This window comes from Streptomyces sp. NPDC007157 (assembly GCF_040634235.1).
In the GTDB taxonomy this organism is placed as follows: domain Bacteria; phylum Actinomycetota; class Actinomycetes; order Streptomycetales; family Streptomycetaceae; genus Streptomyces.
Genome location: NZ_JBEYFE010000016.1, coordinates 1 through 16,145, shown reverse-complemented (window position 1 = coordinate 16,145; position 16,145 = coordinate 1). Strand labels below are relative to the sequence as shown.

Here is a 16,145-nt window from a genome sequence, read left to right as displayed (position 1 = left end):
CGACTCGTACGACTCGCGAACTCGCAGATTACCGCCTTGACCTGCGGTATCACCGGGACTTGGGCACATCGGCCACAACCTTGAGCCGGGCACGTGGGCACAGTCGGCGGCATCGATCCGAACCCCGGAAGGAACCCGATGGACCCCGTCCTCGTCTCCGCCGTCTGCCGTGTCGTCGTCCTTCTGATCCTGGCCGTCGCCACCGTGCTCATTGTCCGTATCGCGCTCGGCGACACCGAGTCCAAGGACAGGGCACGGATTCTCACCGCCGTCGCGGCGATCATTCGCGCCCTGTGGGGCAAGCGGTGAGCCCCCGTCGGCTCGTGCCAGTCCGCCCGCGCGGTCCCCACCGGCCCCGCGTCTCCGCGCCGTGCGCCACCCGCGCACCCCCTGGCCCGTGCCGCAGGGGCGGGCTTCACCCGCGTGGCACTCCGCCCCCCGCGAACCCGCCGCCCACCGTGAAGCCGATGACCGCGCCGCCGCCCGCCCGGCGGAAGGCGAACGGGGCGCCGCCGTGGGCCATCGCCACCTCGCGGACGATGGAGAGGCCGAGGCCGGAGCCGGGAAGGGAGCGGGCGTCCGCGGCGCGGTAGAAGCGGTCGAAGATGCGGATCAGGTCGCCCTCGGCGATACCGGGGCCGCGGTCGAGGACCTCGACGCGGACCGTGCCCGGCCGGGCGGGGCCGGTGACGTTGATCTCGATGGGCGCCTTGCCGTCCCGGTCGAACTTCGCCGCGTTCTCGACGAGGTTGGAGACGGCCCGCTGGAGCATGCCGGGGCGGCCGTCGGTGGTCGTGTCACCGGCGGCGCGCAGCAGGATCTCGCGGCCGGTACGGCGGCGGGCCAGCCCGGCGACGTCCTCCGCGATGTCGGCCAGGTCGACGCGCTGCGGCGGCTCCATGTCGGACTGCCCGGCGGCCAGGTCGACCAGCTCGTTGACCAGGTCGGTCAGCTCGCGCGCCTCCTGGCCGAGGTCCGCGACGAGATCGTCGCGGGTGGCGGGCGGCAGCTCGTCGATACGGCGGAGCAGGGAGATGTTGGTACGCAGCGAGGTCAGCGGGGTGCGCAGTTCGTGGCCGGCGTCCTGGACCAGGCGCCGCTGGTCCTCCTCCGACTGGGCCAGCCGCCCCAGCATCCGGTCGAAGGCCCTGCCCAGCCGGCCCACCTCGTCCAGTCCCGTCACCGGGACCTGGATGCCGAGCTGCCGGGTCCGGGCCACGTCCTCGGCGGCGGAGGTGAGGATCACCAGCCGGCGGGTGATCCGGCGGGCCAGCCACCAGCCGAACAGCCCCGCGGCCACGACCACCGCCGCCATCAGCGCCAGCGTCCGCTGCTGGAGCGCCTGCAGCAGGTCCTCCGTGTCGCTGAACTCCTGCGCCACCTGCACCGCGCCCCGGCCGTCGCCGAGCGCCACCGTGGCGACCCGGAACAGGTCGTCGCCGACCCGGACGTCCTTGTGCTGGGCCGTCGTCCCGGCCGCCGCGGCCATGGCGGCCGCCCGGTCCGTGCCGGTGACGGGCAGCGCCGGGCTGCCGTGGTCGACGACCTCGCCCCGCGCGCCGAGCACCTGGACGTCGGTGCGGACCGACCGGACCAGGTCGTGTCCCGGCCGGGAGGAGGAGAAGAAGTCCTCCGGGACCATCCGGTCCTGCTTGACCTCGTCCTGGACGTCGGAGACGACCTGGGCGAACACCGACTGCTCGTCGACGCGGACCAGCCGGGCGGCGGCGTTGTACGACAGGATGCCGACGACGATGGTGACGGCGGCGGTGACCGCCGCGAAGGAGACGACGAAGGTGGTGCGCAGGGAGACGAGCCTGGGCCGCCGTCCGACCAGCACCCGCCGGAGCCGCTGGAGGCGGCCCACTCAGTCCTCCCGCAGCACGTAACCCACGCCCCGGACGGTGTGGATCAGCTGCGGGGCTCCGGGCTCGTCGAGCTTGCGGCGCAGGTAGCCGACGTAGACGGCGAGGTTCTTGGAGCCGGGGCCGAAGTCGTAGCCCCAGATGCGGTCGTAGATCGTGGAGTGGTCCAGGACGATCCCGGCGTTGCGGGCGAGCAGTTCCAGGAGCTCGAACTCGGTGCGGGTCAGCTCCAGCTCGCGCCGGCCGCGCCAGGCCCGGCGGGCCTGGAGGTCCATCCGCAGGCCGGCCGCCTCGATCTGCCGGTCGGAGATCTGCGGTTCCCGGCCGGGGTCGGGGGCGGTGCCGCCCGAGACGCCGCCGGCGGTCACCGGGGAGGTGCGCCGCAGCAGGGCCCGCAACCGCGCGAAGACCTCTTCGACGTCGAAGGGCTTGACGACGTAGTCGTCGGCGCCGGCGTCCAGGCCCGCGATCCGGTCGGCGGTCTCGACCAGCGCGGTCAGCATCAGGATGGGGGTGCGGTCGCCCCCGGCGCGCAGGACGCGGCAGACCTGGAGGCCGTCGATGCCGGGCATCATCACGTCGAGGACGAGGACGTCGGGCTGGACACGGTGGGCGTGTGCCAGGGCTTCCACACCGTCCGCGACCGCCGTCACCTCATAACCCTCCAGGGTGAGGGCCCGCTCCAGGGCGTGGCGGATGGCGCGGTCGTCTTCGGCGAGCAGCACAGTCTGGGGCACGCACCCAGTCTGCCAAGGCCTTCGGCGGTTCGGCCGGGGTGAGCGGGCCTACGATCACCCTTTTTACCTGGCTCTCACCGTCACGGAGGCAACGGGCGTCGCGTTCTGGCTGTCGCCGGGTGGGGGCACGCCTGTCGGCTCACCTGGCCGCGGGCGGTCGTGCCGCTGGAGATGGGGGTCCCCCATCTCCAGCGAAGCCGAGAGCGGGGGGAGGGTGGGCGCAGCGGCACGCTGCCGGCGCCGGTAAGCGCCCCCCGGCCGACCTCAGCTCGCCGCCAGCCTCGCCAGCTGCTCCCCGAACGGCACCACCGCCGGCAGAGCCTCCGGCTTCGCCGGCCGTGCACCGGTCAGCCCCGTCATCAGCGCCGCCAGCTCCCCCGCCGCCCGCTCGATCCGGTCCTCCAGGCCCTCCGCGCCCCAGTCCTCCGACGCCGCGTAGACGCCCGTCGGTGCGACCACCGCCCGCAGGTACGCGAACATCGGCCGCAGCGCGTGCTCCAGCACCAGCGAGTGCCGGGCCGTACCCCCGGTCGCCGCGATCAGCACCGGCTTGCCCACCAGTGCTTCCTTGTCCAGGACGTCGAAGAACGACTTGAACAGGCCGCTGTACGAGGCCGTGAACACCGGCGTGACCGCGACCACGCCGTCCGCCTCCGCCACCGCCTCCAGCGCGGCCGCCAGCCTGCGCCCGGGGAAGCCGTTGGTGAAGTTGTGCGCGATCTCGACCGCGAGGTCGCGCAGCTCCACCACCTCGACCTCGGCACCGGAGGCCTGCCGGCCCACCGCGGCCGCCAGCCGGTCGGCCAGCAGCCGGGTGGACGACGGCACGCTCAGTCCCGCCGAGACGACGACGAGCTTCATGCCCCGACCTCCTTCTTCTCCGCGTCCGAAGCTTCCGAGGCGGCCGCGGCGAGCAGCGACGCGTGCGTGGGCGCCTCCGGGACGTTCGCCGGACGGCCGTTCGCGAACTCCTTGCGCAGCACCGGCACGACCTCCTCGCCCAGCATGTCGATCTGCTCCAGGACCGTCTTCAGCGGCAGCCCCGCGTGGTCTACCAGGAACAGCTGGCGCTGGTAGTCGCCGGCGTACTCCCGGAAGGCCAGCGTCTTCTCGATGACCTGCTCGGGCGTACCGACGGTCAGCGGGGTCTGGTCGGTGAAGTCCTCCAGGGAGGGACCGTGGCCGTAGACCGGCGCGTTGTCGAAGTACGGCCGGAACTCGCGCACCGCGTCCTGCGAGTTGTGCCGCATGAACACCTGGCCACCCAGGCCGACGATCGCCTGCTCGGGCGTGCCGTGCCCGTAGTGGGCGTACCGGGCCCGGTACAGCTCGACCATCTGCTTGGTGTGGTCGGCAGGCCAGAAGATGTTGTTGTGGAAGAAGCCGTCGCCGTAGTAGGCGGCCTGCTCGGCTATCTCGGGCGAGCGGATCGAGCCGTGCCAGACGAACGGCGCCACCCCGTCCAGCGGCCTCGGCGTGGACGTGAAGCCCTGGAGCGGCGTCCGGAACTTCCCCTCCCAGTTCACGACGTCCTCGCGCCACAGCCGGTGCAGCAGGGCGTAGTTCTCGATGGCGAGGTTGATGCCCTGCCGGATGTCCTGGCCGAACCAGGGATAGACCGGTCCGGTGTTGCCGCGGCCCATCATCAGGTCCACCCGGCCGTCGGCCAGGTGCTGGAGCATCGCGAAGTCCTCGGCGATCTTCACCGGGTCGTTGGTGGTGATCAGGGTGGTGGAGGTGGAGAGGATCAGCTTCTCCGTGCGCGCGGCGACGTAACCGAGCATGGTGGTCGGCGACGACGGTACGAACGGCGGGTTGTGGTGCTCACCGGTCGCGAAGACGTCCAGCCCGACCTCCTCGGCCTTCAGCGCGATCGCGACCATCGCCTTGATGCGCTCCCGCTCGCTCGGCGTCCGACCCGTCGTGGGGTCCGGCGTGACATCGCCGACCGTGAAGATCCCGAACTGCATGCTCGCTCACCCTCCAGGTTGTTTACGCTTCAACTATACCTGGACAACGAGACCCCACCCACCGGTATTCCCCACGCCTCCTCACGCCGCCTCCCCACGCCTCCGCGGCCGACCTCTGAGACGGCACGGGAAAACTCCAGCGCCCATGGCGCCCTGCGCCCGCAGGGGGGCTCGGGGCGGTTCCGAATCCGCGGCTGCCGCCGCGGGGCGTGACCAGCCCCCGCCGCGGGGGCGTGACCAGCCCTCCCAACCCACCGGCACCCGGACACTCCCCTCTCATTTCGGTTATCCCGCGCCGACCGCTCCGGTCTCCCCTGCAGAAGCCATCGCCAGGGGACCAGACAGGAGCCTTCCGCCATGCAACAGAGCCGGTTGTCCCGCAGCCGCGACCGCAGCCGACGCCGGCGCCGACGGGCGAGAGCCGTCGGCCTGGCCTCCGCCGCGCTCGTGACCTGCCTCGCCGTAGTCATCGGCGTCCTGCTGGCCCGTACCCGTCCGGCCGCGCCCCCGGCCGACCGGGCGGCCGCGGCGGCACCCACCGCGACCGCGGCCGGCACCGCGACTCCCCGCCCCACCCCGTCCTCGCCGACGACGTCACCCGCACACTCCGCGACCCCCACCCCCACCTCCACCCCACGGACGGCACCCGCCGTCGGCGCCCACCCCAAGACCAGGACCACGACCACGACCACGACCACCGCCGGCACCCCCGGCAAACGGACGATCACCCTCGTCAACCGCCTCGGCCAGACCATCTGGCCCGCGATCGCCGCCGACCCCAAACACCCGGTCGAGGCGACCGGCTGGGTCCTGCGCCCCGGCGCCAGCCTGACCTTCCGCATCCCCGACCACTGGGACGTCCGCCTCTGGGCCCGCACCGGCTGCTCCTTCGACGCCGCCGGCCACGGCCACTGCCTGACCGGTGACTGCGGCCGCTTCCAGTGCGGCTCGACCTGGGGCGAATTCCCCTCCACGCTCGCCGAGTTCAACCTGAACGCCTGGAACGGCATGGACTTCTACGACGTCAGCCTGGTCGAGGGCAACAACCTGCCGATGTGGATCAACAGTTTCGGCGGCTCCTCCCGCGACAGGATCGACGCGAACGGCTGCTCCCCGGCCGGCTGCACCCGGGACGCCAACGCCACCTGCCCTACCAAGCTCCAGCGCGTCCGCGACGGCCATGTCGTCGCCTGCCTCAGCGCCTGCCTGGTGTTCAAGACGGACCAGACCTGCTGCACGGGCGCCTACGCGGCCCGCCCCCAGTGCGTCCCGTCCTCCTGGCCCGTCGACTCCGCGGCCGTCTTCAAGGCCGCCGAGCCCGACGCCTACTCCTACGTCAACGACGACGCGACCAGCGTGCTCACCTGCTCCGGAGAGTGCGGCTACCGCGTCACCTGGGGCGTGAGCCCATGACCCCGAGGGGGCCGGCGCCCACCGCCGCACGGCGGTCGCACCGGCCCCCTCCGCTCAGCGCGCCGACTGGAAGGCCCGGCCCGCCGCCGTGGCCGCCGTACCGTTCGTGAACAGCCCGCTGCTCGGCTTCGACGGGTCGGCGCCGAGCCCGAACCACGCGTAACGCTGGAGGTACGGCAGCGCGTCCAGCGCCTTCGCGGACGCGGTGACGAAGTCCGCCTGCTGCTGGGCCGACGGGAAACGCGTCCCCTGCGAGAAGTCGATCAGCGCGTACTCGGTGAGCCAGATCGGCTTGTGGTACCGCTCGTACACCGAGGCCAGGTACGAGGTCAGCTGCTGCACGGCCTGCGGGGTGCGGAAGTCGCCGCCGTACCAGTGCAGCGTGATGAAGTCGACCCGGTACCCCTTCGCCTTCGCCCCGGACATGAACCTGTCCAGCCAGCCACCGGCCGTGTCCGCGCCGTACGCCACCGCCGGGCTGCCCAGCACCTTGCCGGCCCCCATCAGCTTGGGCCACAGCTCCAGCGCCTGATCGACCGTCATGTTCGACTGCTGGGCCATGTCGGGCTCGTTGAACCCCAGCAGGTACGGCCCCTGCGCACGGGCCTGCGCGAGCGACGCGTCGGTGACGGAGGCGGCGCCCCAGATCATCGGCACGAAGGAGGCCGCGCCCGGGGTCGTCACGCCCTGGTGCTGGGTGTTCCAGGTGTAGTACCAGCTCGCCCCGCTCGCGGCCAGCGCCTGGCTCACCCCGTCGAACGACCACACACCGACGCCCTTACGGGCGCTGGAGGCCACCCGCACGGGAGCCACGGTGTGCTTGGACGGAGTGGGCTTCGCGGACCGGCTCGGGGACGCGCTCGGCTTGGCGGACGGGGAAGGCGACAGGGAGGACGAGTGCGTGGGGCTCGGGGAGGTGACCGTCACCGGCGCCGACGGACGCGGAGCCGTCTGGGCCACCGGGGCCGCCGGGCCCGCCGTCAGCCGGGCCGCGACCAGCGCGGCCACCGCGACGACCGCGACCGCCGCCGAGCCGCCGACCACGACCCGCTTGCTCACCGCCCGGCCGGCCCGCCGGACCCGCCGCCCCGGATGCCCGTGCCGCCCGCGAGAAGTACCGGACGTACCAGAAGCACCGGACGCACCCGAAGTACCAGGAGTACCCGGGGTACCGGAGGACGCCGTGACGTGGGCGAGCACCCGCGCCGGATCAAGACTGGCCGGCACCGCCACCAGCGGCAGACCGCTCAGCAGCCGGTCCATCGGCAACAGCCCGCGCTCCAGGCCCGCGCACTCCCCACAGCCACGTATGTGACGGCCGAACCGCTTACGCCACAGAGGGCTCGGCGTGCCGTCCCACGGCGCGGCGATCTCGTCCAGCCGGGCACAGCGCGGATCGGCGCCCAGCCCGCGCACCACGCACCGCGAGACCTCCATCTGCTTCTTCATGCGCTGCACCCGCACGGCGGCATGCCGGTCGGACAGCCCCAGCGCCCCGGCGAGGTCGGCGCGCTCCAGCTCACCGGTCTCCTCCAGCCACCACAGGGACAGCAGCTCCTGGTCGTCCGGATCGAGCCAGCGGGTCGCCTCGGCGGTCTCCCTGCGCTGCTCGGTCAGGCCCAGCCGCAGGATGGTCAGGCCGGCGAAGTCCAGGTCGGGGTCGGCCAGCACCTCCGCGTCCTCCAGCCGCGCCCGGCGGTCGCGGTCGGTGGCCCGCAGGCTCTCCCGGTTCCGTACCTGCCGGATCGTGATCGCGACCAGCCAGGACCGGAACGCCGACGTGTCCCGCAGCTTCGGCAGCCCCCGCACCATGCGCAACAGCGTCTCCTGTACGACGTCGTCGACGTCGGCGTGACCGTTCAGGGCCCGGCCGACGATGTTGTAGACCAGCGGCAGGCAGTGGGCCACCAACTGCTCCAGGGCCCGCCCGTCGCCCGCGCGTGCGGCCGTCACCAGGCCGGGATCGGGTCCCCTCCGGTGGTTCTCGATCATGTGGGTCTGTTCCTCCGCGCAGGGATCCGGCTGTGGGGCCGACTCTTGGACCGGCTGTGGGACCGGCTGTGGGGCCGGCTCTTGGAACGGAGACCCCCCGAGACGCACGGGGACAACAGAAAACCGGCGGCCGACGTCGAAACCTGTTCGGGTCCGCAATTTATGTTGTACGGCCGCCGTGCACGAGGTCTCCGAGAGGCAGGCAACACATCCGCCACCGCCCGAGGAAGGCCCGAGGATGGCACGAGGACGCAGAAGACACGGCGCGAGACCACCGCGACGCCGCTGGTGGTACGCCTCCGCGGCCGCCGCCCTCGCGACGGCGGCCACCGTGCTGATCACCTACGGCGCATGGACACCGTCACCCGGAACCGACACCGCGAGCACCGTGGACCACCGGACGGCCGCGGCCGACCCCGCCGCACCGACGGCCACCTCGCCCGCCCCCTCCGCAGGCCACAACGCGTCCCCGTCCCCCTCCGCGTCCCCGTCTCCGTCCTCGTCCGCGTCCCGCTCGGCCGAGCCGTCGGCCACGACCGCCCGGAAGCCGGCCACCGCGCCGCGCCGGCAGGCCCCGGCGTCGGCCCCGGCCGGCCGGCGCCTGATCACGGTCGTCAACCGGACCGCGCAACCGGTCTGGGCGGTCGTCACCAACACCTCCGTCTACCCGGCGGGCCGCAGGCTCGCCCCCGGACAGAGCCTCTCGCTGACCGTGGCCGACAACTGGGGCGGCCGCATCTGGGGCCGTACCGGATGCACCGGCACCGCCGCCGGCCCCTGCGCCTCCGGCGACTGCACCAGTGTCTGCACCGGCGCCAACCCGCCCACCACCCTGGGCGAGTTCACCTTCGACGCGTACGCGGGCATGGACTTCTACGACGTCAGCATGGTCGACGGCGCCAACCTGCCCATGTACATCAACATCTCCCACACCACGACCACCGACCCGGTCAGCGACTCCGGCTGCTACCGGGGCGTCTGCACCACGGAGATCGACTGCCCCAAGGCGATGCGAGCCCTCTCCGGCGGTCGGGAGATCGGCTGCAAACCGCCGTGCGCGGCGTTCGGCGGCGACACGTACTGCTGCCGCGGCGCCTGGGCGGGCCGCGACCACTGCGTCCCCGCCAAATGGCCCGTCGACTACACCCAGGTCTTCAAACGGGCCGCACCGTACGCCTACTCGTACGCCTTCGACGACGCGGCGACCATGCCCTGCAAGGGCGCCTGCTACTACCGGGTGACCTTCGGCACGACCTAGCGCCCGGTCGGAAGGCGCCCTCAGAAGGCGTACGGGTCCCCGGTCGCCAGCACCAGCACCCGCTGCCGGTCGTTCGTACGGTCGTGGTCCACCGCGCCCCCGCCCCACGCCACGTCTACCTCCAGCGTCACCTCGGCCGGCTGCCCCTCCAGCCGCACCGGAACCACCAGCTGCTCACCGGGCAGGTCGACGGCGAGCGGCCCGGTACCGCACACCACCTCCCGGTCGCCGGAGCGGGCACAGGCGGCCGGCAGCCGCTGCGTGTCCGCCAGCGGCGCCGACCAGCTCAACCGCACGGTCGCGTCGGAGACGTCCTGCGGCCCGAGGTCACGCGGGGTCACCCTGACCTCCACCAGGTCCCCCGTCATCACGACCGACCCGTGCACCTCCAGATCGGCGTCCCCGGCCCACGCGGCACCGCCCGCCCCGACCACCAGCGCGCCCACCGCAACCGCCCCGACCACCGCAAGCCCGTAACGACGCATCGCCATGCCACCCGTCCCGTCCATGCTGTCCGTCCCGTCCGTCTCCGGCGTTCGTACGGATGTATGCCACCCGGGCCCCGCCGCAGGCGCCCTCCAACAGGTGACAACCGGACGGCGTGGCAGGCTGCGGGCATGCTCATTCTCCGCTCCGCCGCCCTCTTCGTCGTCGCCGCGTTCTTCGAGATCGGCGGCGCCTGGCTGGTCTGGCAGGGCGTACGGGAGCACCGGGGCTGGCTCTGGATCGCCGGCGGCATCCTGTCCCTCGGCGCCTACGGCTTCGTCGCCACGTTCCAGCCGGACGCCCACTTCGGGCGCATCCTGGCGGCATACGGCGGAATCTTCGTCGCGGGCTCGATCCTGTGGGGCGTGGTGGCCGACGGCTACCGCCCGGACCGCTGGGACCTCACGGGCGCGGCGGTCTGCCTGGCGGGCATGGCCGTGATCATGTGGGCGCCGAGGAACGGCGGCTGACCCTCACCTACGCTGGAGAGAGCCGACCTCCCACCGAGCATCAGGAGCACCGCATGGCCACCGCACCGTCCGCCGCCTCCCGCATCGCCGTCGTCACCGGTGCGAGCAGCGGAATCGGCGCCGCGACCGCCCGAAAGCTCGCCGCCGCCGGCTACCGCGTGGTCCTCACCGCCCGCCGCGAGGACCGCATCGAAGCGCTGGCCAAGGAGATCAACGAGGCCGGCCACCAGGCGACCGCCTACCCGCTGGACGTGACGGACCGCGCGGCCGTGGACGAGTTCGCGTCCGCCTTCAAGACGATCGCCGTCCTCGTGAACAACGCCGGCGGAGCGCTCGGCGCCGACCCGGTGGCCACCGGCGACCCGGCGGACTGGCGCACGATGTACGAGACGAACGTCATCGGCACCCTCAACCTCACCCAGGCCCTGCTGCCCCGGCTGGAGGCGAGCGGCGACGGCACGGTGGTCGTGGTCTCCTCCACCGCCGGTCACGGCACCTACGAGGGCGGCGCCGGCTATGTCGCCGCCAAGCACGGCGCCCATGTCCTCGCCGAGACGCTCCGCCTGGAGATCGTCGGCAGGCCGGTCCGGGTCATCGAGATCGCCCCCGGCATGGTGAAGACGGACGAGTTCGCGCTGACCCGCTTCGGCGGCGACGAGCAGAAGGCGGCCAAGGTCTACCAGGGCGTCGCCGAGCCCCTGACGGCCGAGGACGTGGCGGACACGATCACCTGGACGGTGACCCGCCCCAGCCACGTCAACATCGACCTCCTGGTGGTCCGCCCCCGCGCCCAGGCCTCCAACTCCAAGGTCCACCGGGACCTGTGATGCAGAGCCGTCCGGACGAGGACCCCGCCGCCGCCCTGGACCGGCAACTGGAAGAACGCCGCCTGAAGCAGGAGACCAGGAACGAACGCCAGGTCTGGTACTTCCTGGCCTACTTCCTCTTCGGCATCCACGTCGTCGCGTTCGTGATGATCTACGCGATCCGGCACGCGAAGTGAGCGCCGCACAACCTGCCGCGCCGTAACCGACGAGGTGAGTCCTCCGGCTCCTACCGGAGGACTCACCTGTCAGCCCTTCACGCAGATGAACTGCTTCAGCTTCGCCACGACCTCCACCAGGTCCCGCTGCTGGTCGATGACCTGGTCGATCGACTTGTACGCGCCCGGGATCTCGTCCACGACACCGGAGTCCTTGCGGCACTCCACGCCCCGCGTCTGCTCCTCCAGGTCCTTGGTCGAGAAGCGCCGCTTGGCCGCGTTCCGGCTCATGCGCCGACCCGCGCCGTGTGAAGCGGAGTTGAAGGACTTCTCGTTGCCGAGGCCCTTCACGATGTACGACCCGGTGCCCATGGAGCCGGGAATGATGCCGTACTGCCCGACCCGGGCGCTGATCGCACCCTTGCGGGTCACGAGCAGGTCCAGGCCTTCGTACCGCTCGCGACTCACGTAGTTGTGGTGGCAGCTGACCTCAGGCTCGAAGGTGACCTTGGCCTTCTTGAACTCCTTGCGGATCACGTCCTTGAGCAGGGCCATCATGAGCGAGCGGTTGTACTTGGCGTATTCCTGAGCCCAGTAGAGATCGTGCTCGTACGCCGCCATCTGCGGGGTGTCCGCGACGAAGACGGCGAGGTCACGGTCGACCAGGCCCTGGTTGTGCGGAAGGTTCTGGGCCACGCCGATGTGGTGCTCGGCGAGTTCCTTGCCGATGTTCCGGGAACCGGAGTGCAGCATCAGCCATACAGAACCGGCCGTATCCGTGCACACCTCGATGAAGTGATTTCCGGATCCGAGCGTTCCCATCTGCTGATGAGCCCGCCCCTGACGGAATTTGACCGCATCGGCGACCCCGTCGAACCGCCCCCAGAGCTCCCCCCACCCGGCCGTCGCCAGCCCGTGGAAGTCCCCCGGCTCGACCGGGTCGTCATGCATCCCGCGCCCCACCGGAATCGCCTGCTCGATCTTCGACCGCAGTCGGGACAGGTCCCCGGGCAGGTCGTTGGCGGTCAGTGACGTCTTCACCGCCGACATGCCGCAGCCGATGTCGACGCCGACCGCCGCCGGGCACACGGCTCCCCGCATGGCGATGACCGACCCGACCGTCGCACCCTTCCCGTAGTGGACGTCCGGCATGACCGCCAGGCCCTCGATCCACGGCAGGGTCGCGACATTGCGCAGCTGCTGGAGCGCCACCTCCTCGACGGCGGCGGGGTCCGCCCACATCCGGATCGGCACCTTCGCGCCCGGCATCTCCACGTACGACATAACTTCCCCATTCCCCCGCGGACAGACAAACAAAAAAAGGACAAAAGACTTAATGAAGTCATTACGCAAATGCGTCGCCAAGGCCCCCGAAATCGGACTTGGGACCGGCGTTCACGGCAGTGCGTGCGGTACACATTGTCTCCAGGGGGCGCCCCGCTGCGGCAAGCGATTAACCAGCGGGGACACTGGAGCAGGACCGAGCGACCCAGTGAACGGAAGGGAGCCTGACCGTGCAGCGGAAGGCGTACGTAACCGGCATCGCCGCCCTCCTCGCGGCTCTGCTGGCCGGCTGCACGAGCGGTTCCAGCGGTGGCGACGACATCAGCGACAAGAACGCGGACACCGGCACCTCCACCGTCGCCGCACAGCCCGGCAAGTACCGCTCCCTCCCCGAGCCCTGCGGCGCGGTCGGCCAGAACACCCTCGACTCCCTGCTCCCGGGCATCGCCCAGATCACCGACGAGGAGCAGCGCGACAAGGCGTACGCGGGCGAGGCCACGCTCACCTACGACACGGACCGCAAGGTCGGCTGCCGCTGGAAGGTCGAGTCCACCGACGCCACGGACCGGCTCTCCGTCGACTTCGAGCGCGTGGTCTCCTACGACAACGCGGTCAGCGACGACGACGAGGCGCAGACGATCTACACGCAGCGGGAGTCGGCGGCCGGCATCCCCGAGTCCGCACCCCCGAGCCCGACCGAGTCGCAGTCGCCGTCCGGGGCGGCGTCCGGGACACCGTCCCCGTCCGCCTCCGCGTCGACCACGTCCCCCTCGGACTCCACCAGCCCCACCGCCTCGGCGTCCACCTCGGCGTCCGCCTCGACCCCCCCGGCCGACCTCCAGCCCCGCACCCTCGCCGACCTCGGCGACGAGGCGTATCTCGACGACCAGCTCAGCGGCTCCGGTTCGACGGCCGAACAGCGCACGGTGACTGTGGTGTTCCGCACGTCCAACGTCGTGGTGACCATCGAGTACGAGGAGCAGCCGATGGCCACCGGGACCGTTCCGGACAGCGAGGAACTGCAGGACAGGGCCCAGAATCTGGCCGCGCAGCTGGCCGAGGCCCTCAACAGCTGAGCACCCGGGCACGCCCTCCGCACCCCGCCCACAAAGCCCGCGAACCGAAACCGCACAGCTCCCTCACCGCGTACCGTGGCCCCTCGGACCCGATCCGACCGCAGGAACCCCGAACGTATGAGTGAAGGAACCATGCAGCGAGTAGCAGTCCAGCCAGCCGACCAGCGCGACCGGAACGAACGGAACGCACAGCGACGGGCAGGGCGCCTGCGCCGCGGCCTCGTCTGTGCGGCCGTCGTCCCCGCCGTGACGCTGTTCGCGGCGGCCTGTTCCTCGGGCTCCGACGACGCCGCGAAGGAGACGGGCGGCGGCTCCAACCCGGCCACCGCCCCCACCGATCCCGGCTCCGGCACCGCCGCTTCGCCGACCGTCCAGGCGGCCAAGTACCGGAAGCTGCCGGAGCCGTGCGCGGTGCTGTCGAAGAAGACGCTCACCGCACTCGTACCGAAGGGTGCGAAGTCGGGCAAGAAGGGCGCTTCGGACGATGTGGCCACGCGGGGCAGTTGCTCCTGGAGCAGCCTGGACAACAACGGCGTCAAGGGCTCGCAGTTCCGCTGGCTGAACATCTCCTTCCTCCGCTTCGACTCGGACGCCGGCCGCGGCTCCGGCGAGAAGCAGGCCGAGGCGTACTACACGAGCCAGCTGCAGGAGGCGCAGTCCGTGACCGGCGCCAAGAACACCAAGTCGCAGCCGGTGACCGGGACCGGCGACCAGGCGACCGTCGTGCGCTACGACCTGAAGAAGAAGGAAGGCGCCTTCCGGCAGCAGACGGTCGTGGCCCGGGTCGCGAACGTGGTCGTCACCGTCGACTACAACGGCGCGGGTCTGGCCGGCGAGAAGACGCCGGACGCGGACACTCTCACGAAGTCCGCGGAGAAGGCCACCAAGGAGGCGGTGGCCTCGGTCGCGACGGCCAACGGCTCGGCCACCGCTCCGAGTTCACCTGCGGCGACACCCTCGAAGCAGGCCTCCAAGTCGCCCTCCGCGAGTGCGTCGCCCACCAAGTCGTCCGCCAAGAAGGGCTGACCGGCAACACGCGCGCCGCACTGATGTGCCACCCTGTTGCGCGCAACAACACGCAAGGGGAGGGGAGTACCGGTGGCCGCGCCCATACAGCTGACTCGGATGCACCGCGTTCTCATCGGTGTGGTCGTGACCGGCGCGATGATCATCGCCGGCATCGGCTTCGCCGGCTCGTACGCGGCCGTCCGTGAGCTGGCCATCAAGAAGGGCTTCGGGAACTTCGCCTACGTCTTCCCGATCGGCATCGACGCGGGCATCTGCGTCCTGCTCGCCCTGGACCTGCTGCTGACCTGGATCCGCATCCCCTTCCCGCTGCTGCGGCAGACGGCCTGGCTGCTGACCGTCGCGACGATCGCCTTCAACGGCGCGGCGGCCTGGCCGGACCCGCTGGGCGTCGGCATGCACGCGGTGATCCCGGTCCTGTTCGTGGTCGCCGTCGAGGCCGCCCGCCACGCGATCGGCCGGATCGCGGACATCACGGCGGACAAGCACATGGAGGGGGTCCGCCTCACCCGGTGGCTGCTCTCCCCGGTCCCCACGTTCCTCCTCTGGCGCCGGATGAAGCTGTGGGAGCTGCGCTCCTACGACCAGGTCATCAAGCTGGAGCAGGAACGTCTCGTCTACCAGGCGAGACTGCGCTCCCGCTTCGGCCGGGCATGGCGCCGCAAGGCCCCGGTGGAGTCCCTGATGCCCCTGAGGCTGGCCCGCTACGGCGTCCCCCTGGCCCAGACGGCTCCGGAGGGCCTGGCGGCGGCGGGCATAGACCTGCCGGCGCTCCTGCCGGCTCCGGCGCCCGCAGCTGTCCCCGCCCCCGTTCCGGCGGCCGCCGCGCCCGCTCTCGCCCCCGACTCGGCCGCGGGCAGCCGTGCCGCCGGGGCGGCACCCGTCCCGCAGCAGGCGGCGCCTCCCGGCGAGCCGCGCCCCGAGCTGGTCCCCGCCTCCGCCGCCGACCAGCCCGCGTATGCGTCCGACCCCCAGCTGAACCCCTGGCTGCACGCGAGGGACCCCCAGCAGATCGAGTACCACGGCGACTACGACCCGACGTTCGAGCCCCAGTACACCGAGGAGCAGTACGCGGCGGCCTGGCAGGCGCAGCAGCAGTACCAGCAGGACCTCTACCAGCAGGAGCTGCTCCGGCAGCAACAGCAGTTCCCGCCCGCGCAGTTCGCGCAGGAGCAGTTCCCGCCGGAGCAGCAGGGCCTGCCCGAGGAGTCCCCGTCGGAGACGACCGGCAGCTTCCCCATCCCCTCCGGCCCGGGCCGCACCCGTGAACTCGGCGAGGGCGGCGGCTCTCCGGAGCCGACCGAGGAGGACTTCTACCTGGTCTTCAAGAAGTCGATAGACGGCGGCTACCCCAGTTCGAGCCAGTTCCGGGGCGACGTGGACGCGACCTACGGCATCACGCTCGCGCAGCGTGACGCGGAGCGCATGGTCAACCGCTTCACCAACCGCCACACGGCGGAGCTGCAGGAAGACCACATCGCGTAGGACGCGCGACGGCACGCGGAAATGAAGGCGTGACGGCATGACGAAGGGGCCCTCCGACCGGAGGGGGCCGTGGGGAAGGCCGGACCCCGGGGAGCGCCGCG

The 16,145-nt window shown here is 71.7% G+C and carries 16 protein-coding genes; 9 read left to right on the top strand and 7 right to left on the bottom strand.

Going from position 1 to position 16,145, the window contains the following annotated elements; genetic code table 11:
• Positions 1–138: 138 nt before the first annotated feature.
• The gene (locus ABZ642_RS26930) at positions 139–309 is read left to right on the top strand and encodes a hypothetical protein (protein ID WP_360489014.1); all 171 of its coding nucleotides are present in this window, start codon (positions 139–141) and stop codon (positions 307–309) included.
• A 106-nt stretch (positions 310–415) separates the two neighbouring features.
• On the opposite strand, the gene ABZ642_RS26925 is transcribed toward ABZ642_RS26930, so the two are convergent.
• From ABZ642_RS26925 to ABZ642_RS26910, 4 genes are all read right to left on the bottom strand, one after another.
• Positions 416–1,867 (bottom strand): HAMP domain-containing sensor histidine kinase, encoded by a 1,452-nt coding sequence (locus ABZ642_RS26925; RefSeq protein ID WP_360489013.1) that lies wholly within the window; start codon positions 1,865–1,867, stop codon positions 416–418.
• Entirely contained in the window at positions 1,868–2,602 is a 735-nt protein-coding gene (locus ABZ642_RS26920) for a response regulator transcription factor (protein WP_360489012.1), read from the bottom strand.
• A gap of 264 nt (positions 2,603–2,866) precedes the next feature.
• On the bottom strand, positions 2,867–3,463 hold the full coding sequence (locus ABZ642_RS26915; protein ID WP_360489011.1) for an FMN reductase: 597 nt from the start codon (positions 3,461–3,463) through the stop codon (positions 2,867–2,869).
• A complete protein-coding gene (locus ABZ642_RS26910; protein ID WP_360489010.1) occupies positions 3,460–4,572 on the bottom strand; it encodes an LLM class flavin-dependent oxidoreductase in 1,113 nt (370 codons plus the stop codon). Before ABZ642_RS26910 ends, ABZ642_RS26915 begins: the two co-directional genes overlap by 4 nt.
• Positions 4,573–4,929: 357 nt before the next feature.
• Here ABZ642_RS26910 and ABZ642_RS26905 point away from each other — a divergent pair, with 357 nt between their 5' ends.
• On the top strand, positions 4,930–5,985 hold the full coding sequence (locus ABZ642_RS26905; RefSeq protein WP_360489009.1) for a thaumatin family protein: 1,056 nt from the start codon (positions 4,930–4,932) through the stop codon (positions 5,983–5,985).
• A gap of 54 nt (positions 5,986–6,039) precedes the next feature.
• Here ABZ642_RS26905 and ABZ642_RS26900 read toward each other — a convergent pair whose 3' ends face one another.
• A complete protein-coding gene (locus ABZ642_RS26900) occupies positions 6,040–7,977 on the bottom strand; it encodes a sigma-70 family RNA polymerase sigma factor (RefSeq protein ID WP_360489008.1) in 1,938 nt (645 codons plus the stop codon).
• 238 nt (positions 7,978–8,215) lie between these two features.
• Between ABZ642_RS26900 and ABZ642_RS26895 the strand changes: the two genes are divergently transcribed.
• Entirely contained in the window at positions 8,216–9,235 is a 1,020-nt protein-coding gene (locus tag ABZ642_RS26895; protein WP_360489007.1) for a thaumatin family protein, read from the top strand.
• Positions 9,236–9,255: 20 nt separating this feature from the next.
• On the opposite strand, the gene ABZ642_RS26890 is transcribed toward ABZ642_RS26895, so the two are convergent.
• Positions 9,256–9,726 carry a hypothetical protein gene (locus ABZ642_RS26890; RefSeq protein ID WP_360489006.1) on the bottom strand — a complete coding sequence of 157 codons (471 nt, stop codon included), beginning with the start codon at positions 9,724–9,726 and terminating at the stop codon, positions 9,256–9,258.
• Between the two features lie 126 nt (positions 9,727–9,852).
• Here ABZ642_RS26890 and ABZ642_RS26885 point away from each other — a divergent pair, with 126 nt between their 5' ends.
• Genes ABZ642_RS26885 through ABZ642_RS26875 form a run of 3 tightly spaced genes read left to right on the top strand, consistent with a single transcriptional unit; the run spans position 9,853 to position 11,194 of the window.
• Positions 9,853–10,191, top strand: coding sequence for a YnfA family protein (locus tag ABZ642_RS26885; RefSeq protein ID WP_360489005.1), 339 nt, complete (start codon positions 9,853–9,855; stop codon positions 10,189–10,191).
• 53 nt (positions 10,192–10,244) lie between these two features.
• The gene (locus ABZ642_RS26880; protein ID WP_360489004.1) at positions 10,245–11,018 is read left to right on the top strand and encodes an SDR family NAD(P)-dependent oxidoreductase; all 774 of its coding nucleotides are present in this window, start codon (positions 10,245–10,247) and stop codon (positions 11,016–11,018) included.
• The gene (locus ABZ642_RS26875) at positions 11,018–11,194 is read left to right on the top strand and encodes a hypothetical protein (protein WP_360489003.1); all 177 of its coding nucleotides are present in this window, start codon (positions 11,018–11,020) and stop codon (positions 11,192–11,194) included. The genes ABZ642_RS26880 and ABZ642_RS26875 overlap by 1 nt, the downstream gene beginning before the upstream one ends.
• Positions 11,195–11,263: 69 nt before the next feature.
• Here the strand turns inward: ABZ642_RS26875 and ABZ642_RS26870 are convergent, their stop codons facing one another.
• Complete coding sequence (locus tag ABZ642_RS26870; RefSeq protein ID WP_360489002.1) at positions 11,264–12,457, bottom strand: RtcB family protein; 1,194 nt, start codon at positions 12,455–12,457, stop codon at positions 11,264–11,266.
• A gap of 230 nt (positions 12,458–12,687) precedes the next feature.
• On the opposite strand from ABZ642_RS26870, the gene ABZ642_RS26865 reads away from it, so the two are divergent.
• From ABZ642_RS26865 to ABZ642_RS26855, 3 genes are all read left to right on the top strand, one after another.
• Positions 12,688–13,533, top strand: a complete 846-nt coding sequence (locus ABZ642_RS26865) for a DUF3558 domain-containing protein (protein WP_360489001.1) — start codon at positions 12,688–12,690, stop codon at positions 13,531–13,533.
• A gap of 132 nt (positions 13,534–13,665) precedes the next feature.
• Entirely contained in the window at positions 13,666–14,559 is an 894-nt protein-coding gene (locus tag ABZ642_RS26860; RefSeq protein ID WP_360489000.1) for a DUF3558 domain-containing protein, read from the top strand.
• Between the two features lie 99 nt (positions 14,560–14,658).
• The gene (locus tag ABZ642_RS26855; protein WP_360488999.1) at positions 14,659–16,044 is read left to right on the top strand and encodes a DUF2637 domain-containing protein; all 1,386 of its coding nucleotides are present in this window, start codon (positions 14,659–14,661) and stop codon (positions 16,042–16,044) included.
• Positions 16,045–16,145 lie beyond the last annotated feature (101 nt).

Coding starts and splice junctions, on each gene's coding strand:
- ABZ642_RS26930 (WP_360489014.1), top strand. CDS start 139: ATGGACCCCGTCCTCGTCTCCGCCGTCTGCCGTGTCGTCGTCCTTCTG.
- ABZ642_RS26915 (WP_360489011.1), bottom strand. CDS start 3,463: ATGAAGCTCGTCGTCGTCTCGGCGGGACTGAGCGTGCCGTCGTCCACC.
- ABZ642_RS26910 (WP_360489010.1), bottom strand. CDS start 4,572: ATGCAGTTCGGGATCTTCACGGTCGGCGATGTCACGCCGGACCCCACG.
- ABZ642_RS26905 (WP_360489009.1), top strand. CDS start 4,930: ATGCAACAGAGCCGGTTGTCCCGCAGCCGCGACCGCAGCCGACGCCGG.
- ABZ642_RS26900 (WP_360489008.1), bottom strand. CDS start 7,977: ATGATCGAGAACCACCGGAGGGGACCCGATCCCGGCCTGGTGACGGCC.
- ABZ642_RS26895 (WP_360489007.1), top strand. CDS start 8,216: ATGGCACGAGGACGCAGAAGACACGGCGCGAGACCACCGCGACGCCGC.
- ABZ642_RS26890 (WP_360489006.1), bottom strand. CDS start 9,726: ATGGCGATGCGTCGTTACGGGCTTGCGGTGGTCGGGGCGGTTGCGGTG.
- ABZ642_RS26885 (WP_360489005.1), top strand. CDS start 9,853: ATGCTCATTCTCCGCTCCGCCGCCCTCTTCGTCGTCGCCGCGTTCTTC.
- ABZ642_RS26880 (WP_360489004.1), top strand. CDS start 10,245: ATGGCCACCGCACCGTCCGCCGCCTCCCGCATCGCCGTCGTCACCGGT.
- ABZ642_RS26875 (WP_360489003.1), top strand. CDS start 11,018: ATGCAGAGCCGTCCGGACGAGGACCCCGCCGCCGCCCTGGACCGGCAA.
- ABZ642_RS26870 (WP_360489002.1), bottom strand. CDS start 12,457: ATGTCGTACGTGGAGATGCCGGGCGCGAAGGTGCCGATCCGGATGTGG.
- ABZ642_RS26860 (WP_360489000.1), top strand. CDS start 13,666: ATGCAGCGAGTAGCAGTCCAGCCAGCCGACCAGCGCGACCGGAACGAA.
- ABZ642_RS26855 (WP_360488999.1), top strand. CDS start 14,659: ATGCACCGCGTTCTCATCGGTGTGGTCGTGACCGGCGCGATGATCATC.